We start from the raw sequence: 21,350 nt of genomic DNA on the forward strand, positions 1-21,350 counted from the left end.
CGCCGGCCTGCCGGCTCCCAGGCTCATTCCTGGGCCTGGGCTACCGGCAGAAGCCCGGCCCTGCGCCGCTCGGTGTAGCGGACGAACGCAAAGGCGTCCCGAGCCGCCTCGATGCCGTCGTCCGCGAGCCGACCGGCGAACCGCTCCCGGATGGCCGTCTCGACCGCGATGATCGAAACGATTCCGGTCAACGCGGCAAAGCCACCGAGCAGAGCCGTGTTCGGTAGCGGATGCCCCAGCTCACGCTGGGCGATCTCGCTGGCGGGCATGCTGATCGTCCGCTCGGGCCGGTACCGGGTGAGCCTGGGCAGCCCGAAATCGTCAAGGTCGCGTGCCGAGTCGAGCAGGATGAACCCATCCGCCCCGAGTCCATGGAACACGTCGGAGACGTGCAGCAGCGCCGCGTCCCGGACGATGACCGCATCCGGGAACACGACCGGTTCCCACCCGGGCAATGGATCGTCGTCGATCCGGCAGCAGGCGACCGTAGGGTGGCCGATGTGTTCCGGCCCGCCGGCCATGGATGCCTGTCCGTAGCGACCCTCCGTAACTGCCGCGATGGTCAACAGCTCGGCGATGGTCAGCACGCCCTGACCGCCGAACCCGTGAATTCGTACCGCGAACATGACGGACCTCGTCTCTCCCGACCAGGCTGCTTCTCAATGCTGCTTCGCGACGCCCCGTCAGCTGCCAGGGTCCTCTCCGCGGCCCGACAGCGCGGTGAGTAGCCGGCGGCGGGGGCGACCAGTGGATCGCGGGCCAGGATCGCCATCGTGCGGTCGTCCCCGTCGACCCCGTGCGCATGGATGGCGAGCTGCGCGAAAAGGCGGTCAAGCAACGTGTCAGGCGAGTCGGTTCCGATCCGGCCGGCGGACAGGGATTCCGTCCCGAACTGTGTGCCGTGCGCGTCGCGCGCCTCGCTGATGCCGTCGGTGTACAGCAGTAGGCGGTCTCCGACGTCCATGGTCAGCGATCGGGACGACCAGATCTCGCTTCCGGCGAAAAGGTCAGACAGGATGGGCCCGGTCGGACCGAGCGACCGTGGCTCGCGGGCGCAGCTGCCGCCGCCAGCCGCGGACCCGGGCAGGTGCAGGGCGGGCGGATGCCCGGCGTTGACGTAGACCACCTGGCCTGACCGGGCATCGACGACGGCGAGAAAAGCGGTAGCAAACATTTCCCCGATATCGCCGGGTCCAGCGATATCGTTCATCGTGCGATGCATGGTCGCCTCGGGCTCCTCACCCGCGAGCAGGTGCCGGCGCATCGCCTCCCGAAACCGTCGCGCGAACCTCGCGGCCTGCTCGCCGTGTCCGGCCGCGTCGCCGACGCAGATGGCGAGCCGGCCGGCGCCGATATCGACCACCTCCACCCAGTCTCCGCTCGAACCGGGAGTCGCGGGATGCGACCGCCAGAATACCCCCAGACGATGGGCGTTCTCTCTCACGCCCCCGATCACACAGGCCGCGAGATCGGTCTCGTCCCAGGATTCTGCAGCCGGAAAGTTGCACACGGACGACCTCCAGAACGGCGCCTCGCGGGGAGAACTCAGTGGCCCTCGACATCTCAGACCCGTGCTCAGTCCTGCACCAATAACAGGTCATTCATTCGACTTCGGTCATCCGCCGAACATCAATATTGACGATCAGATCGGCCCAGCACGCATACTGGCCGACCGCACGCTCCTGCCGGGTCACCCGCAGGACTCGTGCCGGACGCTCGGGACCGGCCTTGACGACCGTCTCCTCGATGAGATGACCATCCGCTGTCATCCATTTCATGTGTCACCGCCTTCCTTGGCGTCGACGCGAGGCCATGGGACCTGATGACACAACCTGACAACCTGGCGGAATCAGCGACGACGGATCATTGTTCAGTCGTTCACGCGAACCCGACGGGTCAGCCGAACCGAGGGTCAGCGGTCCCGGCCGAACAGCGTGGCCGTGTCCTCGATCGGGTTCCCCTGCCGGTCGTAGACGGCGACGCCCAACGACCTCAGTGTCGACGCGCTGCACCGCAGGTGATGGGCGCACAACAGCACCTCGACCTCATGGGAACGCGTGTCACCGGGGACAAATATCGCCTGCGCCACCGGTTCGGAGGGGCAGCAGCAGGACCGACTGCCCGGTTCGATCGCCCGGTACGGTCGGTGCGTGCCCGCAGCCGCTGTGCCGTTCTCCGCGGCTGACGCCGGAGCTGGCATCGAGCGGGACAGGCGAAGGGCGGGGAGATTCACGGGAAGGTTCATGAGTCAACCATCCCGCGGCTGCCGCCTGGTCACATGGGCCGATCGTCCCCCCTCAGCGGACCAACGGTCTCCCCGCGCAGGGGCGCGGCCCAGTGTCACAGGGGCGCAGCCCAGTGTCACAGGGGCGCAGCCCAGTGTCACAGGGGCGCAGCCCAGTGTCACAGGGGCGCAGCCCAGTGTCACAGGGGCGCAGCCCAGTGCAGGTGGGTGCCCCCGCCTGCCGGTGTGGTGAGGGTGAAAGATCCGCCGAGCTGCTCGGCCCGGGTCCGGAGGTTGTCCAACCCGCTGCGCCGGCCGCCGGGACCTATGCCGACACCGTCGTCGATCACGTCGACGACCACCGACTCGCCGGCCACGCCGATACGGAGCTCGACGGTCCCGGCCTGCGAATGCCGCGCCGCATTGGTCAACGACTCCCGGGCGACAGCGATCACCTGGTCGGCGAGATCGTCACCGATCACGGTTTCGAGCGGTCCGGAGTAGCGGACGGTCGGCGTGAAGCCGAGGGCCGGACGCACGTCCTCGGCGATCCGGTCGATCGCGGCGTGCAGTCGGCTTCGCTTGGACGCGCCGCTGGCACGCAGCTCGAAGATCGACCGCCGAATGTCCTTGATCGTAACATCAAGGTCCTCGACGTACTGGTTGATGCGCTCGGCGTTCGATGGACGTTCGTACTGGGCGATGTCCTGCAAGCCGAGCGCAACGGCGAACATCCGCTGGATGACGTGGTCATGCAGGTCACGGGCGATGCGACCACGGTCGGCCAGGACCACCAACCGCTCCCGGTCGGCCTTGACCCGCGCCAGTTCCAGAGTGATCGCGACGTTGCCCGCGAAGCTCGCGGCACTGGCGAGATCGGTGTCGCTGAAGGGACGCTTCCCCCGGTTTCGACCGACAAGCAGCACTCCGGACACGTGGTCGGTGCCGGCGACCATCGGGAGGACGATCAGGGGGCCGGTGGCGGCGTCCCGTTCCTCGGGGAGGGCGTCAAGCTGCGCGTCCTCCACGCGCAACGGCTGCTGCTCGGCCATCACCCGACCGGTGAGGGTGCCGTCGAGAGGTATCCGCTGACCGGCGCCGGAAACGGTGTCCGCTCCGACGGTGACGGCGACGGCGACCCGCGCGCTGCCGGCCTCCTCGTCGCGCAGGACGATGGAGACGAACTCCGCGTCGGCGACCGTGCGGACGCGTTCCGCAACAGACTCGAGGGCGCCGTCGGCATCGGCCATGATCTGGCGGGTCACGTCGGCGGACGCGCTCATCCACCGGTGCCGCTGCTGGGTGTCGTGGAACAGCCGGGCGTTCTCGATCGCGACACCGGCGCTGGCGGCCAAGGCGAGCGCGAGTTCCTCGTCCTCGGCGGTAAAGGCCGTGCCGCCGCGTTTCTCGGTCAGATAGAGGTTGCCGAACACCTCGCCGCGCACGGTGATAGGTACGCCGAGGAAGGTCCTCATCGGCGGATGGCCGGGGGGGAAGCCATACGCACTCGGGTCACGGGAGATGTCGTCGAGGCGACGCGGCCGAGGATCATCGATCAGTAGACCGAGCACCCCGTGGCCGGTGGGCAGATGACCGATTCGGTCGACGTCCCGCGGGTCCATGCCGGCGTGGACGAACTCCTCCAGGGTGCGGTCCGGCGCGACGACGCCCAGCGCCCCGTACCGGGCGTCCAGCAGCTCGCACGCCGCCTCCACGATGTGCCTGAGCAGCACCGGCAGCCGCAGGTCCGTGGCGATGGCCCGACTCGCCGCCAGCAGCCCGCGCAACCGGCTCTGCGTGGCCAGCACATCCTGGGCCCGGTCAACCAGCTGCGTCAGCAGTTCATCGAGTTCGAGCCGCGCGACGAGCGGGAAAGTCAGGTTCTCGCTCGTCGGTGAGCCCGTCGAAGAGACCGACGAAGAGACCGACGAAGGGTCCGTTCCCGCCCGCTTCTGGCTGGCTGCGGACCCAGTTTCCATGCCCACGCCCGAACAGTACTAGAACCGGTTCGGTTGCCGCGGACGCATTGGCGATCCCCATCAGCTGTCGATGCGTTACCCGCGCTCGGCGGTGGCCGCTCCCGGGCCATCCGGTCTTCCCCGAAACACCCAGAGCACCCGAAACACCCAGAGCACCCAGAGCACTGCGGAACATCGCTTCGCGTGCCGATCAGGCCGCGGCGCGGCGGGCGTTGTGCAGCGACTCGGCGATGGCCACCGCCGTATCGATGATCTTGGCTTCCGGCCAGGGTTCGATCCGGGAGACGGTGTCGGCGAGACGGCCAAGGCCGACGGACCCTGTGGCGCTGGTTGCCGCGGTGGTTGCCGGGGAACGCCGGTCGGTACGGGTTGCCGCGAGATCGGGCGGGGCCGTGCAGCGCAGTTGCACCAGGTCCGCGAAGGCACGGCGAGCGACATCGGCCGCTTGCGCGCGCTGGCTGTGCCGGTTCCACGGTGCGTCGACCACGACGGACTCGCCGCGGCGCAGCGCTGTGCCGGCCTGGCGCAGCAGTTCCTGGTGGACCGCGTCGACGTCGTCGGCCGGTACCCATCCCCCCGCATCTGCCCATCCCCCCGCCGCGAGATCGTGACGGTTGGCCGAGGCCGCCAGGTCCGCCGCGGCGTCGTCGAAGCGGAGCACGGTCCACCGCTCCGTGCCGGCGAGCCCGCCGGCGAGCGTGGACTTCCCGGTGCCGCGCTGGCCGCCGACCAGCACGAGTCGGACCCGGCCCCAGCGCAACCGGGCCAGTGCCAGGTCAGCGAAGGCCCGCGCCTCCGCCGCCGCGTTCTCGCCGGCCGCGACACGCTGGCACGCCGCCTGGCAGCGCCCCAGCGCGGCCAGCGCCCAGTAGAAATCCTCGAGCGACCGAGGATGGGTCTCACCAGCCATCTCACGGTAGTGATCGAGGAAGAGCCGGGCGAGATCGCGGCGTCCGAGCCACTCGAGGTCGGCTGCCAGGGCGCAGGCGTCCGCGAGGACGTCGGCCGCCCGCAGCCCGGGTTCGAACTCCAGGCAGTCGAGCACCCTGGGCCCGTCGTCGAGGCAGAAGATGTCCGCGGCGGACAGATCGCCGTGCCCGTCGCGGATCCGCCCGGCCTCGCGCCGCTCCCGCAGGAGCTCGTCGCGGCCGTCGAGGTACCGCACGGCGAGACGGTTCACATGGTCGAGGATGCTGGCGCTCACCGCCGCGCCATGGTCACGCTGTACCCGGGCGAAGCAGGCGTCCCACCGCCCACGCAGACGGTCCAGGCCACCTGCCTCGGCGATCCGGGACGAGGTCTCACACCGGGCGTGGAAGTCGACCAGCACCCGGGTGAGGGCGTGGATCTCCGCCCTGACCTCGGTGCCACCTTCGGCAAGCGTCGACAGCCGGCGCGCCTCGGGTAGTCGCCGCATCACGACCATGTGGTCGCAGGGCTCCCCGTCCGGTCCGATGACATCGGCGACGCCGAGGTAGACGTCGGGCGCGAGGCGACGATTGAGTCTCACCTCGGCCTCGCAGGCGGCCAACCGCGCCTGCCTGCCGCGGAAATCCACGGCACCGAGGTCGACCGGCTTCTTGACCTTGAAGACACGATCTCCAAGGAAGACGAGCACGGACCGCGCCGTCTCGACGACCCTGGCAGGAGGCCCCGACGCCACCGTCGGCGCCACCGCTGGCGCCGAGGCCGAGGCGCCTCGCTCCGCCGGGAGCGGGTTCACCGTGGTCTCCAGACTCATGGCACGAGCCTGCCCGCGTCCCGGCGGCCGCGGCAGCATGCTCGGGTCGTGCATGGAGGGAACGGAGGTCCATCCTACCTGGGACCAACGTCCCCACCGTCCCCCGCCTCCGACGCGCCGCCGACGCGCCGCCGCGGTGGCTGGCAGACACCCGTCGACGCCGGGCCAAGGACCGGTCCAAGGGCCGAAGGTCCCGAACCCGGCATCCATTTCACAGCGTGGCGGCTCCGAGGACGGCACCGTATCCTCCTCCGCATGAAGACGATCCGGGTATTCATTCTCGACGACCACGAAATCGTGCGTAACGGTCTACGGCAGACCCTCGATCGCCACGACGACATCGAGGTGGTCGGCGAGGCCGGACTCGCCGCCGAGGCGATCCGCAGAATCCCGGCGCTCCTGCCCAACGTGGCCGTCCTCGATGGCCGGCTCCCCGACGGAAGCGGCATCGACGTGTGCCGCGACATCCGCTCCGCCCATCCAGACGTCGCCTGCCTCATTCTCACGTCCTATGACGACGACGAGGCCCTGTTCTCCGCCATCATGGCCGGTGCCGCCGGCTACGTCCTGAAGGAGATCCGCGGCAACGACCTGGTGAGCGCCATCCGCACCGTGGCCGCCGGCGGGTCGCTGCTCTCGCCATCGGTCACCCGCCGCGTCCTCGACAGAATGCGCCAAGGGCCCAGGGAAGACCCGACGCTGGCCTCCCTCAGCGCCCGGGAACGCGAAATCCTCCAGCACATCGCCGAAGGTCTCACCAACCGGCAGATAGGTACCCGGATACACCTCTCCGAGAAGACCGTGAAGAACTACGTCTCCAGCATCCTCGAAAAACTCGGCATGACCAGCCGGACCCAGGCCGCCGTCTACGCCCTGAAGAAGACGAGTGAGGACTGAACACCCACACCCGACCATCGACACACCCGACCATCGACACACCGGAGCATCGCTGTGCCTGAACCGGGTCGAAGGACCCACCCTGGTGGGAGCCAGGTCCCGGATCCAAGCACCGCGGGTCGGATGTCGCATACGCGGGCGAAGGGCACGCTCATCGCTGTCGGCAGGACGCCGACGAGGAGGTAGCGATGAGGAAAGCGGAGGAAAGCGACCTCACCGCCGAGGCCCGAGGCGCCACCGAATAGGATCATGCCGTGCCGACAGCACGAACACGCCCCGAGGTTCTGCTCGACGATCTGGTCGACCTCTTTCTGGCCGAGGGATTCCGCACTTTCACGCTCGCGCAGCTCGCCGCGCGGCTGCGCTGTTCCAAGACGACGTTGTATGCCCTCGGGCAGTCCAAGGAGCAGCTTACGGTCAACGCGGTGAGGCACTACTTCCGCCGGGCCACCGCGCAGGTCGAGACCGAGACCGCCGAAGCCGCGTCCTCGGCCGACCGGCTCGTGGCCTACCTGGCGGCGATCGGTCGCGCGCTGCGTCCGGCATCGCCCGCGTTCAGGCTCGACCTCGCCGCGCACCACGTCGCCCGGGAGGTGTATGAGCACAACATCGCCGCGGCCGCCGCGCGTGTCCGTCAGCTCATCGGCGACGGCGTCGCTGCGGGAGAATTCCGCGATGTTCACGCGGCGTTCATCGCCGACACGATCGCCGCGACGATGGAGCGCATCCAGACCGGTCGCGTCCTTGCCGCCACCGGCTTACACGACGCCGATGCCTACGAGGAGCTTGCCTCGCTTGTGCTCGACGGCATTCGCAGCGTCACCGCAGCCGGAACCTAGCCGTCGCCGACACGCCCTAGCCGTCGCCGAAACGCGGAGCCGGTTGCGGATGGCGGACACCGTCCAGCTCACGGAACACGCCACGGGCGACGTTGTGCTCGTCGGCGGCCGCCTCGGCCAGTGACAGGACCGGCGCCACGCAGCACTCGGTGTCCCTGAAGAGGACGTGCCACTCGTCGCGCGGACGCTTGGCGAAGGTCTCGGTGAGCCTCGCCCGTATCGCGGGCCACCGAGCCCGATCCAGGTGGTCGCCGTGGAATGCCGGATCGTCTTCGAGGCCAAGCCGCTGGACCAGCGCACGAAAGAACTTCCGCTCCAACGCGCCGACCGCGACATACCCGCCGTCCTGACAGACGTAGGTGTCATAGAACGGGGCGCCGCCGTCCAGCAGGTTGACACCCCTGTCGTCCCGCCATGACCCCTCCGCCAGGAACCCGTGCACCATGCCCGTCAACAGCGCCGCGCCGTCGACTATCGAGGCGTCCACGACCTGACCGCGGCCGGTGCGTCGCGCGTGGAACACGCCCGCCAGTACCCCGAAGGCGAGCAGCATGCCGCCCCCGCCGAAGTCACCGAGCATGTTGACCGGCGGCACGGGCCGCTCCCCCGCACGGCCGATGGCGTGCAGCGCGCCGCTGACGGCCAGGTACGTGATGTCGTGGCCGGCGGTGTGGGCGTATGGCCCGTTCTGCCCCCACCCCGTCATCCGACCGTAGACCAGCCGCGGGTTGCGGGCCAGGCACTCGCGCGGCCCCAGGCCCAGCCGTTCGGCCACGCCGGGCCGAAAGCCCTCGAGGAACACGTCCGCGTCGGCTACCAGGTCGAGCGCCTGGGCGACCTGGCCGGCGTCCTTGAGGTCGAGCGTCACGGTGCGCCGGCCGCGGTCGAGGACCGGCGACCGCCCCCACGCGTCGGCCGGCCCGCCCGGCCGCTCGACTCTCAGCACGTCCGCGCCAAGGTCGGCGAGCATCATGCCGCAGAACGGCGCAGGCCCGATCGCGGCGAGCTCCACCACGCGGAGTCCGTCCAGCGGCATCATCAAGCCTCCAGGGTGACAGCGTCGCCCTGGCCGCCGCCCGAGCAGAGTGCCGCGCAGCCGAGGCCGCCACCGAGCTTGCCGGTGGGCGTGCGGGCGGCGCCGAGGGTAACGGTTCTGGGCATGCGGCGATAGTACCGTGGCGGTAGTACCGCGTAGAGTACCTCGGTACTCTACGCGGTACTTAACTAAGTATCCTGTCGGAGGGTGGCGAAGCGTCACCGATCAGCAACGGCCTCGCCACGCAGGGTGGCGACCACGCCGGCCCGGCCGGGATCACTCCGCTATGGGCACCGCGACGGGTAGGGGATCTGCGGGGCGTGCCGCTCCCACTCGGCCTCGCTCATCACGGCTGTCGGATCGGTGCAGGCACGTTTGGCGATATGGGCCGGGTCGATGTCCCACAACCGGGCGGTGTTGTCGTCGCCGGAGGTGGCGGCCAGTGTGCCGTCCGGGCTGAACTGGACGCGCCGCACCGTCGCCGTGTGTCCGAGCAGGCCGCCGACCGGGCGGGGATTGCGCGGGTCGGAGATGTCCCACAGCCGGGCGGCCTTCCGCGCGGTCGTGCCCATCAGGTGCAGGTCGACGCGGAAGGCAACGCTACTCACCCAGTCCGATCGGTCGGTGAAGGTGTATAGCATTTTCGGTTCCGTCGGCGTGGCGATGTCCCATAGCCGGGCGGACCGGTCCGCCGACGTCGATCCGAGGATCCTGCCGTCGGGCCGGAAGGCGAGCCCGAGCACCGCGTTCTCGTGCCCGTTGAGGATCGCGAGCGGCGTGGGCCGGGTCGGGGTCGACACGTCCCAGAGCCGGATGGTCCGGTCGTGGCTGCCGGTCGCGAGCATTCTCCCGTCCGGGCTGAACGCCACGGTGTTGACCCAGTCGGTGTGTCCCACGAGGGTGGCCGCCAGCCGCGGCTGGTGGGGATCGGTGATGTCCCACAACTTGGCGGTGTTGTCGGTGCCGGCGGTAGCCATGGTCTTTCCGCCGACCGCGAAGGCGACGCTGTTGTTGACGTCCCGCAGCACCGCCAGCGACCTGGGCCGCTCGGGCACGGAGATGTCCCAGAGCCGGACAATGTGGTCGTCGGTGGACGTCGACAGCAGCCGCCCGTCCGCGCTGAAGCCGCCCTGCAGGAAGGTGCCGCTGTCCCCCGGGATGACCGCGAGCGGTCTGGTGGCCATGGGGTTGCTGATGTCCCAGAGCCGGACGGTGCTGTCGTCGCTTCCCGTCACCAGCATTCTGCCGTTGGGGCTGAACCGTACTCCGATCACCCGCTCGGTGTGGCCAACCAGCGTATTGATCTCTACCCCGCCGAAGTTCTCAATCAGGCTGCGCTGGGCCTCCTCGGTGGGCTCGACGCGGTAGGCCGCCAGCGCAAGTTGGCGGGCCAGCTGCGGTTGTGTCGTGCTAGCCGCCGCCGCCTCGCTCGCCAGCCGGCGCGACACCTCGATGCTCTCGGGGACCGAAGCGGGGTCCTTGTGGGTGACGAACATGAGGGTGGCCGTCACCGCTACCGCGACGGCGCAGAGACTGGCCACCAGCGACACCACCGTGCGCCGCTGCCACCGGCCGCGCCGCTGCCGCTGCTGCTGCTTCGGCTCGCCACCCTCGGGGTAGCCGCGGCCGGGTGCCGGACGGTCCAGTGGCGACAGGTCCAGTGGTGACAGGATGTCGTCGCTCGGCGGTGGCATCGCCGGGTTGGCGGAACCCACGGAACCCACGGAACCCACGGAGTCGGACGGTGTCCGCGAGGCTCCGGCGTCCATGCGCGCCGGCGGCTTGACCGGCGGATCCGTGACCACGGTGACGGCGGTTGGGCCAGCTTCGCCTCGCACCGCCTCGTCAACGTTGGACAAGCCGAGGAGGGACTGGTAGAGATCGCTGGCGGTCGGCCGGTCCGCCGGCTCCTTGGACATCGTTTTCGCCACGATCGAACGGAGTCCGTCGGGCAGGCCGTCGATCTTGGGCGCCTCGTGCACCGCTCGATACAGCAGGACCGGGGTCGTCGCCTTGCCGAACGGGCCGATCCCGGTGCCCGCGAACGTCACCACCCCGCCCCAGGCGAAGATGTCCGCGGCCGCCGTGACCAGCGCGCCGCGCGCCTGTTCGGGAGCCATGAAAGCGGGGGTGCCGATCAGGCCGGTGGAGGTCGTCAGCGAGGTCGTGGAATCCATCGCGCGCGCGATGCCGAAGTCGATGACCCGCGGACCGAGCCGCGACAGCAGGACGTTCGACGGCTTCAGGTCACGGTGGATCATTCCCGCGGCGTGGATGGCGGTGAGCGCCGCCGCGACCGAGATGGCGAGGCGTTCGAGGTCGGCCTCCGCCATGGGACCGTTGGCGGCGATCGCGTCCGCGAGCGTGGGACCGTCGATGAACTCCGTCACCAGGTACGGGCGATCGGCCTCGACGTCGACCTCAAGCACCTCCGCGGTGCAGAATCTGGCGACCCGCTGGGCGACTTCGGCCTCACGACGGAACCTGGCCAGGAACTCGGGCTGCCGCGCGAGGTCGGTACGGACCACCTTGACGGCCACGGGCCGCCCGTCCCGGCTCCTGCCGAGGTAGACGATTCCCATCCCGCCTTGGCCCAGCCTCGCCACGAGCTGGTACGTCCCGACAGTCACGGGGTCACTGTCGAGCAGCGGTGTCGCGCGGGAGTTTGCCACGTCCCACGGAACTGACCCGTCAGGCGTCGTCACGGCAACCGTCGCCGCGCGGTCTGCGAACCCACGGCCGCCCCCTCCCGCCGGAACCTGACCTTCACGCGCACTCATTGCGCACCGCGGCGCCGCACGCATGAGTGCCTACCGTCTCCGTTAGCAGCCGTGGTTCTGACAACCGGCTCACGACGGAATTTGTGCCTGGATTCTAGAGGTGCCTGAAGGCGCGTTCACGGCGCGGCCCACCCCCGAGAGCCCGACGTAGCGCATCGTAATTGCGCGACAACTTCCCGTTGGCGGTATCAGTCGCGGTAGCCCTGGCGACGCCGGGGCCACCGGGTCGCAACGGCCCACATGGGCTACCATCAGCATTGATCAAAGGGTACCGGGGCTATCGCTCGTAACGGTCGCTCGTAACGGTCCCCATAAGACCCCATAGACTACCATCAACCTTGATCACAGGGTACCGGGGGGACCGTGGAGGTCGATCTTGGCGAGGAGTTCCTTGCCGCCGAGCTGGGCGAACAAAGGAGAGACTCTTCCGCCGCGGCCTCGGTGATGCCCCCCAGGGAATATGCGGCGGATCGGATTGCGCCAAGGAACGGTGCCGTCGACGGAGCGCCGGTCCCAGAAGCGCCGGTCCCAGAAGCTCGGAACGAGTCGCTGCCAAGCCCGCCGTCGGACCGACTGGTGTACGCCTACCTCGGCCGACAGCGGCGCTGGGTACTACTGTGCATGACCGCGTCGTTCACCCTTGCCTCGTTCAGCCTGGTCAAGTTCGCGCTGCTGGCGTCGGCGTTGTGGGTGTTTCTCCTGCTACTCGGGCTCAACGCGATTTGTTCGGCCTTCACGATTGTGGCCACCCAGCACCGGCGGCGCGTAACGAGACAGAGCCATGAGGGCCTGGTCAGCGGCTGGCGGCCGATCTACTGCCCCAGCGTCGACATCTTTCTTCCCAGCGCGGGTGAACCTCTCCCGGTGTTGCTCAACACCTATTCACACATCGCCCGGGTCAGGTGGCCGGGGCAGCTACGGGCGTACGTCCTCGACGACAGCGGCCGCCCGGAGGTCGCCGCCGCGGCCGCCGCCCACGGCTTCAGCTACCTGAGCCGGCCGGACCGGGGCCGGATGAAGAAGGCCGGTAACATCCAGTTCGGGTTCGAGCACTCGCGCGGCGACTACATCGCCATCTTCGACGCCGACTTCTGCCCGCGGCCGGACTACCTCTTTCACCTGGCACCGTACCTCGACGACCCGAGCGTCGGTATCGTGCAGAGCCCGCAGCACTTCGATACGAAACGGTCGATGGGCTGGCTGCAGCGGACCGCCGGCGCCACCCAGGAGCTCTTCTATCGCTGGGTGCAGCCGTCCCGCGATGCCGTCGGCGTCCCGATCTGCGTCGGAACCAATGCGATCTACCGGCGCGGCAGCTTGCGGAAGGCAGGCGGCTTCGCCCAGATCGAACACAGCGAGGACGTCTTCACCGGTGTCAAGCTGCTGGCGGCGGGCTACACCACCCGCTATGTACCGGTGGTGCTGGCGACTGGCCTGTGCCCGGCTGACCTGGCCGGTTTCATCAACCAGCAGTACCGCTGGTGCAGCGGCTCCATGGCCCTGCTGCGGACCCGTCAGCTACGCCACATCAGACTCGACTGGAAACAGCGGGTCTGCTTCTGGAGCGGGTTCCTCTACTATATTTCCACCGCGATCAACGTCTTTACCATTAACATTCCTGGCCTGTTGATGGTGTACGTCTACCCGGAGCTGGTGCGGCCCTATAATTTCCTGCCCTTCCTGGCCGCCGCCTGGGTGTGGCTGGTCCTGCTCCCGGCCACCAGCCGCGGTCGATGGCGTTTCGAAGTGCTGCGGGTGCAACTTGTGTACAGCTTCTGCCACGCTGTCGCGATCCTGCACATGGTGCGTGGTCGCACGGCATCCTGGGTGGCGACCGGCTCCGTGCGCAAAAGGGGGAACCCGATGGTCCGCGGCGTGGTTCGGACCGCCTTCTGCTGGCTACTGCTGACGACGTGCGCGACATGGACCGGCATCGGTCTCGACGTCTGGAGGTTCGGCTGGGGAAACTTTTGGCTCGTGATTCTGTTTCAGCTCGGCCACAGCTATCTGAGCGTCCCGCTCCTGTTCGACCTGAGCCGCCTGCTCGTGGGACGCGGCGACCGGCCGGCACGCAGCCGGCACCGCGCCAGGCAGTCTCAGCCCGACTCCGTGGTCCGGGCATGGACCGGCGGTCCGCCGGCTCACAGCGCGCCGGCTCACAGCGCTCCGGCTCACAGCGCTCCGGTCTCGCCCTCGCACGGCGCTCCACCCGCCAGCGCGGCCCTGCGCCAGGGGTGAAGCGACGTGGAACGTCACGACGACGATCTGGACTTCCCGGCCTCCGAGCACCTGCGCTGGCCCGACGGGCTGGCGATCACCGTCGGCCTGGCGGTCATCGCGTTGCTGGCCACCGGCTGGGTCGACCCGACCGTGCTATGGCACTGATCAGGCCGGGCGGACCGTGGGAACGGTCGGCCTGAGGAGCATGAGGACCATGAGGACGACGGACGGCGCGGTCACCGTGCCGCTGCGGCGACCCCACCCGGGTCTGGTGCGGATCGAGGAACGGCTCGGCTTCCGCCCCGACATCGAAGGGCTACGCGCCCTGGCTGTGCTGCCCGTGCTGTGTTACCACGGTCAGGTCCCCCACGCCGCTGGCGGGTTCGTCGGGGTCGACGTGTTCTTCGTCGTCTCGGGGTTCCTCATCACCAGCCTGCTCGTGCGGGAGGCCGAGGTCACCGGTCGGATAAGCCTGGCGGGATTCTACGCGCGCCGGGCCAGGCGCATCCTGCCGGCGGCCTGCGTCGTCCTGGTGTTCGTCACCGTGGCGAGCTGGCTGACGATGCCGCCGCTGCGCCAGGCGGAGACGGTGCACGACGTCGCGGCGGCCTCGGTCTACCTGGTCAACTGGCGGTTCATCTCGAACCAGACCGACTACCTCGCCAGCGGTCGGGATCCCAGTCCGGTGCTGCACTTCTGGTCGCTCAGCGTGGAGGAGCAGTTCTACCTCGTCTGGCCGCTGCTCCTGCTGCTCGTCGTGCTGTTCGCCCGGCGCGTCACGATGTCGCTGGCCGCCGTCGCGGTCCCGGTCACGCTCGGGCTCGTCGCCCTGTCGTTGACGCTGTCGCTGCACTGGACCCTGGTGGAGACGCCGGTCGCCTACCTGAGCTCGCCGACCCGGGCGTGGCAGTTCGGCGTCGGTGCGCTGGTCGCCTTCGCCACGCCGGCGCTCGCCAGACTCGACCGCGGCCGCACCGTCACCGGGTTAAGGATCGTGCTCGGCTGGGCGGGGTGCGTGGCGGTGGTGACCGCCGTCGTCAGCTACGACAGCGTGACGGTCTACCCGGGCACGGCGGCCTTGTTGCCCACCTTCGGCGCGGCAGCGGTCATCGCGGCGGGTACCGGCGTCCGCCCGGGACACCGCAGCCTCCGGGCGGGTGCGGGCCGGTTGTTGGGGACCAGGGTGCTGACCGTCATCGGAAGCCGGTCGTACAGCCTGTACCTGTGGCACTGGGCCGTGCTCGTCCTGGTCGAGGCGCGGGTGGGAGACCTGAGCTGGCAGACGCGCACGGCAGTGGTCGCGGCCTGTGCAGTGCCGGCCGAGCTGTCGGCGCGGCTGGTCGAGCGTCCGGTGCGGCTCTCGGCGGTCGCGGCGTCGGGCTGGCGTCGTGGCCTCGCGATCGCCGTCACCGCGACGTTGCTGCCGGCCGCCACCGGCATGCTGGTCGGCACCGATGCGTTGCAGCGGATGCGGGGCGGTGACCGGGACGCGGTGGCGGTGCTGCCACACCTGCCCGCGGCCACGGTGGTGCGTGACCCGTTCGACCAACCCGGCGGCCTGTTGAGCGGCCCGGTGACGCCCGCCCCCTGGTCCGCGTACGACGACCTGCCGCGGCTTCCGGAGGGCTGCATGGCAAGTCCCCGCCAGACCACGAGCCCGCCCTGCCAGCTGAACACCGACGGCGCCACCGGCCGGGTGGTCCTGTTGGGGGACTCGCACGCCGCCCAGTGGTTCGGGGCGGTCTACCACGTGGCCCGCGGCAGCGACTGGTCGGTGGAGGTGCTGACCAAGGTCGGCTGTCCGTTACCCGCCATCTCGGTCCGCAGCGAGCAGCTCGGCCGGGAGTTCACCGAGTGCGACACCTGGCGGGAGAACACGTTTCGCCGGCTCGCCGCGGAACCAAAGCCAGACGCGATCTTCCTGAGTACGTACAACCGGTACACCGGCGACGAAGAAAAGGTTGTGGCGGGATGGCGGAACACGATCGCACGGCTCGCGTCCCTGGGTGCTCCGCTGGTCTACATCGTCGACACCCCGAATCCACCGGGAGACATTCCGGCGTGTATTTCCGGCGCAATCGACAACTGGCGGTCGTGCTCGTTCCCGCGGGATTCCGGACTGCCCCGCGACCCGCTGCTGCAGGCGGTCGTCGAGGGCCGCGAACCAGCGGTCAGCGCGGTCGACCTGAACGTCATCCTGTGCCCGGGGACCGGGCCCTGCCCGGCCGTACGGGGCAGCGTGCTGCTGTACCGCGACGACTCCCACATCACGAACACGGCAGCGGTCATGCTCGGGCCGGCGCTCGAACACGCGCTGGTCACCAAGGTACAGCTGCCGTTGCGGGGACCGCGGCTCCAGTCAAGCCAGACCGCGGGCACACCGCGTTCCTGACTTCGGTCCCGGTGGAATCCGGGCACCGGGTAGCCTCGCGAACGAGATGCGCCATGGCCGTATTTCAGGACTTCTGTACACTTTTCAGTCATTGTTTGGCGGACGTACCAGCCAGACGGCCGAGGTACCTGGTGGGGAGGCGCTGATGCGACGGCGGTCTGCCGTCTGCCTGATGATGGCGGCGAGCGTACTGGTTTTCGCCTGCAGCTCCCCCGGCGACGGCCCGTCGCTGAAACCCGCATCCCCGAGCGGCGCCGCCCGCGGCGGCTCGGCTCCGCCGCGGGCGGCCGTCGAAACCGTGTTCAGGACCCGTCCGCAGTTCGGCGTCACGGTGCCCGGCATCAGCCAGGCGTCGCTGGGCGAGGTTGCACGCACGACGGCCTGCCCGCCGGCGATGGCCCAGTTCTTCGTCTCCGTGACCCACGGCCTGGACCCGACGGTACTCGGCGCGGTGCCGGTGACACCGATCGTGACGGTCGAGCCGTGGAACCCGGACAAGGGGGTCAACCAGAGCGACTTCACGCTCGACAAGACCATCGAGGGCCGGTGGGATGACCACTACCGGGCCATCGCGATGGTAGTGAAGAAGTACGGACGCCCCGTCCTGATCCGGTTCGCCCACGAGATGAACGGCTACTGGTACCCGTGGGCGTCGGTCGGCTCGAACACCCCGGCGCTGTTCGTGGCGGCGTGGCAGCACGTGGTCGGCATCTTCCGAGACGCCGGCGTCACGAACGCGCTGTGGGTGTGGTCGCCGAACGTGCTCCGCGGGACGTCGGGAACGCCGCTGGCCGAGTACTACCCCGGCGACAAGTGGGTCGACCTGATGGGTCTGACAGGGTACGGCGTGCAGGAGAGCTCCGCCGCGCAGACGTACGACCCGTCCATGGCCCAACTGGCCGCGCTGTCGACCAAGCCGGTCCTGCTGACCGAGGTGGGCGCCCAGCGGGACCAGTACAAGACCAGCTGGATCGCCTCGTTCGGCAGTTGGCTGCAGAGCCACCCCCAGGTGGTGGGGTTCGTCTGGACGGCGATGAACATCAAGGACGGCGTGAAGGGTGACTGGCGGTACGACGACTCGGAGGCCGACCTCGCCGCCTTCCGGGCGAGCCTGCTCGCCGGGAGGGTCGCCTGCTGACCGCCGCGAGGAGCGTTCCGGAGTCGGCCGGCCAGCCGGGTCCGGCGGCCCGTCACCGTCGCGGCAGCCGTCGCACCATGGTCGTTCTCGCCGTGGGCGCAGCCGTCGTCGCCTGTGCCCTGGTCCACGCGGTGAACCTCGACGGCTGGCCCGGCCGGTTCAACGAGGACGAGGGCACCTATGCCGCGCAGGCCTACGCCCTGCGGTACTGGGGCCGACTGGCGCACTACACCTACTGGTATGATCATCCTTTCGGCGGCTGGGCCCAGATCGCGGCGTACGCCTGGGTGACCGACGCCTTCGGCCGCGGCGCTACCGGCGTGAGCGCCGCGCGCGAGTTCATGCTCTGGGTGCACGTCGCGAGCTGTGTCCTGGTCTACTTGTTCGCCCGCCGGCTGGACGTGCGCCGACCGTACGCGGTGACGGCCGTCGCGCTGTTCTCGCTGTCACCGCTGGCGCTCTGGTTCCAGCGGATGGTGTTCCTCGACAACATCATGGTGATGTGGCTGTTAGCGGCGTTGGTCATGGCTGCGGCGCCCAGACGGCGAGTGCGGACTGCCGTACTGGCGGGACTCGCGGTAAGCGTCGCGTTCTGGTCCAAGGAATCCGCTCTGGTGTTCCTGCCCGGTGTCTACCTGATGGTGTGGATCAATCACCGGCGGCGCAACCTACGCGCCGCGAGCCTCGGATTCGCCGCCGCGGCCGTGGCGGGCCCCGGGGCGTTCGTGGTGTTCGCAGCCGCTCGTGGCGAGCTGCACCAGTTGCGCCGGGCGGTCGAGTTCCAGCTGTTCACCCGGCAGTCCAGCGGCAGTGTGCTCGACCGCGGCAGTTCGGCGTGGAACCTAGTCGGCTTCTGGCTCGGGCTCGATGCGATCCTGCTCGCCGCCGGCCTCGTGGCGGCGATCGCCGGGCTGCTGGTGCCTCGGCTTCGGGTGCCGAGCGTGCTGCTGGTGAGCCAGGCACTGCTCCTGCTCCGGGAGGGGTACCTGCCGTACCCGTACGTCGTCGGGATGCTGCCGTTCGCCGCACTCTGCGTAGCGGGGTTGGCCGACCACCTTCATCCCCGGCCCGGGCCTGCCACCACAACCGCCCGTCTTCGCCTCGCGGCGGTGGCCTCGGTGGTCGTGGCCGGGCTGGCGGTGCTGTCGTGGCAGTGGGGACCGGTCCTGGTCGACGCGACCTCCCGGGACGACAGTCTCCCGAGCCGGGAGGCGTCCGCCTGGTACCTCGGCCACGTCCCCCCTGGCCGAGTGACGATCACGAACGATTACGCGTGGCTCGACCTGCTACGCGGAGGTACCAGGCCGATCTGGCACTGGAAGATCAACGACCAGGCCGTACGGGCGAGCCTCCCGAACGGCTGGCGCGACGTCGACTACGTCATCCTCGACGCCTGGATGGCCGAACCGGCGACGTTGCACCGGCTCCCGTTGCTGGCCGACGCGCTGGCCCATGGCGTCAAGGTGGCTTCGTTCGGCGCCGGTCCGACCAAGGTGACGATCTACCGGGTCGACCGGGTCGTCGAGGCGCCGGGTGGCGCGGCGCGTGCGGGCCGAGTGGGGATGCGCCACTGACAGGCCTGGAGTTGAGGTCACTGGGACGAACACTGAGGTCACGGAGCCATCCCCCTCGGTAGCCCCTACCTGCTGTTGCTCCGCGACGCCCCGGACCGGTGACCTTCCGCACGCCCCTTGACCGTCACCAACGTTGTTGGCTAGCGTCGGCTAACGGCGTTAGCAACCACCGACGACAACCAGGTCGAACGACCGAGGGAGCGGGTATGACATCGAATCTGCTCTACCGCGGGCCCGGCATCGCCGAGCTTCACGAAGAATATGCCAAGAAGCGCGTGCTCGACGAAAAGGCGCCGGTAAAGGCCGCGGCGGAGATCTCCGTGGCCGCGCCGACCGAGAAGGTATGGCGGCTGATCAGCGAGATAGACCGGTGGCCGGCGTGGAACCCCGCCGTCCGGGACGTGCAGGTTCACGGCGGGGTGGCCGTCGACACATCCTTCATCTGGGTCAACGGGAAGTCACGGGTCCGCTCGACCCTGGCGGTCGTCGATCCACTCCACGAGATCACCTGGAGTGGGGTCTCCGCCGGCATCAAGGCCGTTCACCGCAACGTTCTCGAACGGACACCGGACGGTACGGTGCGAGTCACGAGCATGGAATCGATGTCTATGCCCTTCCTCGGCCTCATCTTCAGCAGCACGAAACTCCGCAGCGGGCTGAATGACTGGCTCACGGCGCTTAGGCAGGCCGCCGAAAAGGCGTGACCTTCACCGCGCCTGGGTTCGGCTGTCGATGCGGTGACCACCGGCCGTCGCGGCGATCGCTGTGACCGCGAACACCACTGCCCAGACGCGATGCCCAGCCAGCGCCGTGGCGATCGCGGTCAGACAGAACAGGAGGATCTTCACCATCAGCAGCGCCGGCCCGCGAAGCCGACGTCGTGACGCGGGGGCGAGCCACACTCCCCAGACGACGGCCGCCATCAGCGGCAGCAGGACCGCCAAGGCAACACCGGCGACGGCTGACGAGGCGAGATCGAGTCCGGCACCCGCCAAAGTGCCCAGCATCGCGAGTTCGGACAAGAAAGCGAGAAACATGATCGACCCGCCCACCACGCCGCTGCGCGGGGTACCGCCATCTGCGCCAGACGAACCCATGAGAGGGAACATAGTGGAACTTCCCGGGGAGTGAATTGTGATTCTGGGAACTACTGCCGCATCAGGCACCGTTCGCCTGCCTGACAACCTGACGAGTGGAATCAAATGGTCAAAGCGACGCGTGACTTTCTAGCAGCTCGTTGAAAACTTCTATCGGCTTCAACCAGCCAAGCGTCTGCCGTGGCCTTCCATTCAGCTGGGCGGCCAGCTTATTAAGCTCGTCCTGTGTGTGCAAGGACGGGTCGGTGCCCTTCGGGAAGTACTGGTGTAACAGACCGTTGGTGTTCTCGTTGGAACCGCGCTGCCAGGGCGAGTGCGGGTCACAAAAATACACGGGGATACCGGTCCGGACCGTGAACTCCGCGTGGCGGGCCATCTCCTTCCCCTGGTCCCACGTCACGCTGTTGCGAAGGAACTCAGGGAGGGTTCCCATCTTCTTCGCGAGCAGGTAAGCGACACGTTCGGCGGTGCGGTCAGAGGGGATACGCACCAGCATCACGAACCGGGTGGTACGCTCGACGAGCGTGGCGATCTGGGACCTGTTCCCCTTACCGATGATCAGGTCACCCTCCCAGAAGCCGGGCACGGCTCGATCCTCGGCCTCCTTCGGCCGCTCGCTGATGTCGACCATGTCCGGGATCTTTCCCCTGGTCACGGTCTGCGCGATCGGTTCACCCGCCTCGTCCGGCCCTTGCGCAAAGCAATCTTCAGCTCGGTCCGAAGCTCGCCGCGGGCCTGGAGGTATAGGCACTCGTAGATCGTCTCGTGCGACACGCGCATGCCCTCGTCGTCAGGGAAGTCCTTCTTCAGCCTCTCACTGATCTACTTCGGAGACCATTTCTCGGCCAGGCCGGCATTGACCGCGTCGTGCAGCGCGGCCGACGCGACGAGTTTGCGTTCCTTCGGACGTGCTCGCAGCGCGTCGCACCGCGCCTGCGCATCCACCGCTCGGTAAGCCCGTACTCCGCACGTTCGTGTGGTGTGCTGACCGTGTGATTTCTTGATCCGCCAGGATGATGATTTCCCTGGTGCGTGGTGTGTCCGGCCTGGGACGGTTCGGAGGGTGCTGGCGACCGCCGTCCGGGTGGGCTATGGGCCCCCGCGCCTGGAGAAGCTGCTCGGTGCTCTGCCGGTGGCCCGGGACCTGATGGTCCGCCTCGATCTGGTCGCGACGATCGAGACGGCTCTGCCCGATCCAGGAGAGCAAGGCCCGGCTCACCCATCAATGACCTCCGGAGGGGACTGTCGCCTTCAGGCGACAGGGGAATCCGGCACGGACCGCAACGGTTATACCGGCCACGCTGGTATAATCAACGGCATGTCCCGGACGGTGCAGGTCGGCGCGGGTGGCGCCTATGACCTCGGTTACCACGTCGTGTGGTGCCCGAAGTACCGCCGTGCTGTCCTCGTCGGTCCGGTCCGAGACCGGCTTG

19 protein-coding genes and 1 pseudogene are annotated in these 21,350 nt (G+C 68.9%); 9 read left to right on the forward strand and 11 right to left on the reverse strand.

All coding sequences use genetic code 11. The features are described from left to right. Positions 1-23: 23 nt before the first annotated feature. From BMG523DRAFT_RS15605 to BMG523DRAFT_RS15625, 6 genes are all read right to left on the reverse strand, one after another. Positions 24-626 carry a 2-oxoacid:acceptor oxidoreductase family protein gene (locus BMG523DRAFT_RS15605; protein ID WP_011437633.1) on the reverse strand — a complete coding sequence of 201 codons (603 nt, stop codon included), beginning with the start codon at positions 624-626 and terminating at the stop codon, positions 24-26. Continuing rightward, a complete protein-coding gene (locus BMG523DRAFT_RS15610; RefSeq protein ID WP_232235242.1) occupies positions 581-1,369 on the reverse strand; it encodes a PP2C family protein-serine/threonine phosphatase in 789 nt (262 codons plus the stop codon). The genes BMG523DRAFT_RS15605 and BMG523DRAFT_RS15610 overlap by 46 nt, the downstream gene beginning before the upstream one ends. A gap of 232 nt (positions 1,370-1,601) precedes the next feature. After that, positions 1,602-1,778, reverse strand: a complete 177-nt coding sequence (locus tag BMG523DRAFT_RS25390; protein WP_023842049.1) for a hypothetical protein — start codon at positions 1,776-1,778, stop codon at positions 1,602-1,604. Between the two features lie 134 nt (positions 1,779-1,912). After that, positions 1,913-2,245, reverse strand: coding sequence for a hypothetical protein (locus BMG523DRAFT_RS15615; protein WP_011437635.1), 333 nt, complete (start codon positions 2,243-2,245; stop codon positions 1,913-1,915). 179 nt (positions 2,246-2,424) lie between these two features. Continuing rightward, complete coding sequence (locus BMG523DRAFT_RS15620) at positions 2,425-4,203, reverse strand: GAF domain-containing protein (RefSeq protein ID WP_035734433.1); 1,779 nt, start codon at positions 4,201-4,203, stop codon at positions 2,425-2,427. Between the two features lie 190 nt (positions 4,204-4,393). Then, positions 4,394-5,944: an AAA family ATPase gene (locus tag BMG523DRAFT_RS15625; protein WP_023842051.1), complete on the reverse strand. Its 1,551-nt coding sequence runs from the start codon at positions 5,942-5,944 to the stop codon at positions 4,394-4,396. Positions 5,945-6,199: 255 nt separating this feature from the next. Here BMG523DRAFT_RS15625 and BMG523DRAFT_RS15630 point away from each other — a divergent pair, with 255 nt between their 5' ends. Together BMG523DRAFT_RS15630 and BMG523DRAFT_RS15635 are read left to right on the forward strand one after the other, a co-directional pair. Then, the gene (locus tag BMG523DRAFT_RS15630) at positions 6,200-6,841 is read left to right on the forward strand and encodes a response regulator transcription factor (protein WP_011437638.1); all 642 of its coding nucleotides are present in this window, start codon (positions 6,200-6,202) and stop codon (positions 6,839-6,841) included. Between the two features lie 254 nt (positions 6,842-7,095). Then, on the forward strand, positions 7,096-7,680 hold the full coding sequence (locus BMG523DRAFT_RS15635; RefSeq protein ID WP_011437639.1) for a TetR/AcrR family transcriptional regulator: 585 nt from the start codon (positions 7,096-7,098) through the stop codon (positions 7,678-7,680). Positions 7,681-7,696: 16 nt separating this feature from the next. Here BMG523DRAFT_RS15635 and BMG523DRAFT_RS15640 read toward each other — a convergent pair whose 3' ends face one another. From BMG523DRAFT_RS15640 to BMG523DRAFT_RS15645, 3 genes are all read right to left on the reverse strand, one after another. Next, positions 7,697-8,719 carry a CaiB/BaiF CoA-transferase family protein gene (locus tag BMG523DRAFT_RS15640; protein ID WP_011437640.1) on the reverse strand — a complete coding sequence of 341 codons (1,023 nt, stop codon included), beginning with the start codon at positions 8,717-8,719 and terminating at the stop codon, positions 7,697-7,699. Continuing rightward, on the reverse strand, positions 8,719-8,841 hold the full coding sequence (locus BMG523DRAFT_RS27020) for a hypothetical protein (protein WP_255353884.1): 123 nt from the start codon (positions 8,839-8,841) through the stop codon (positions 8,719-8,721). Before BMG523DRAFT_RS27020 ends, BMG523DRAFT_RS15640 begins: the two co-directional genes overlap by 1 nt. A 159-nt stretch (positions 8,842-9,000) precedes the next feature. Continuing rightward, positions 9,001-11,346 carry a WD40 repeat domain-containing serine/threonine protein kinase gene (locus tag BMG523DRAFT_RS15645; RefSeq protein ID WP_235463176.1) on the reverse strand — a complete coding sequence of 782 codons (2,346 nt, stop codon included), beginning with the start codon at positions 11,344-11,346 and terminating at the stop codon, positions 9,001-9,003. A gap of 726 nt (positions 11,347-12,072) precedes the next feature. Between BMG523DRAFT_RS15645 and BMG523DRAFT_RS15650 the strand changes: the two genes are divergently transcribed. From BMG523DRAFT_RS15650 to BMG523DRAFT_RS15670, 6 genes are all read left to right on the forward strand, one after another. After that, positions 12,073-13,734 (forward strand): glycosyltransferase, encoded by a 1,662-nt coding sequence (locus tag BMG523DRAFT_RS15650; RefSeq protein WP_200923118.1) that lies wholly within the window; start codon positions 12,073-12,075, stop codon positions 13,732-13,734. A gap of 6 nt (positions 13,735-13,740) precedes the next feature. Further along, entirely contained in the window at positions 13,741-13,881 is a 141-nt protein-coding gene (locus BMG523DRAFT_RS25395; RefSeq protein ID WP_023842071.1) for a hypothetical protein, read from the forward strand. 49 nt (positions 13,882-13,930) lie between these two features. Further along, positions 13,931-16,108 carry an acyltransferase family protein gene (locus BMG523DRAFT_RS15655; RefSeq protein WP_011437643.1) on the forward strand — a complete coding sequence of 726 codons (2,178 nt, stop codon included), beginning with the start codon at positions 13,931-13,933 and terminating at the stop codon, positions 16,106-16,108. A gap of 145 nt (positions 16,109-16,253) precedes the next feature. Further along, positions 16,254-17,246: a glycoside hydrolase family 26 protein gene (locus BMG523DRAFT_RS15660; RefSeq protein ID WP_023842072.1), complete on the forward strand. Its 993-nt coding sequence runs from the start codon at positions 16,254-16,256 to the stop codon at positions 17,244-17,246. A gap of 77 nt (positions 17,247-17,323) precedes the next feature. Further along, positions 17,324-18,820 (forward strand): glycosyltransferase family 39 protein, encoded by a 1,497-nt coding sequence (locus BMG523DRAFT_RS15665; RefSeq protein WP_011437645.1) that lies wholly within the window; start codon positions 17,324-17,326, stop codon positions 18,818-18,820. A gap of 206 nt (positions 18,821-19,026) precedes the next feature. After that, a complete protein-coding gene (locus BMG523DRAFT_RS15670; RefSeq protein ID WP_011437646.1) occupies positions 19,027-19,524 on the forward strand; it encodes an SRPBCC family protein in 498 nt (165 codons plus the stop codon). Between the two features lie 3 nt (positions 19,525-19,527). Here the strand turns inward: BMG523DRAFT_RS15670 and BMG523DRAFT_RS15675 are convergent, their stop codons facing one another. Both BMG523DRAFT_RS15675 and BMG523DRAFT_RS15680 read right to left on the reverse strand, forming a co-directional pair. Beyond that, on the reverse strand, positions 19,528-19,857 hold the full coding sequence (locus tag BMG523DRAFT_RS15675; RefSeq protein ID WP_023842073.1) for a YrdB family protein: 330 nt from the start codon (positions 19,855-19,857) through the stop codon (positions 19,528-19,530). A gap of 169 nt (positions 19,858-20,026) precedes the next feature. After that, positions 20,027-20,757 (reverse strand): annotated as a pseudogene (locus BMG523DRAFT_RS15680) (IS30 family transposase); the annotation flags it as partial. 478 nt (positions 20,758-21,235) lie between these two features. On the opposite strand from BMG523DRAFT_RS15680, the gene BMG523DRAFT_RS23310 reads away from it, so the two are divergent. Beyond that, positions 21,236-21,350: transposase (locus tag BMG523DRAFT_RS23310; RefSeq protein ID WP_200923119.1), on the forward strand; the 115-nt coding region annotated here is incomplete at its 3' end.

Source organism: Frankia sp. BMG5.23 (assembly GCF_000685765.2).
GTDB classification, from domain to species: Bacteria; Actinomycetota; Actinomycetes; order Frankiales; family Frankiaceae; genus Frankia; species Frankia casuarinae.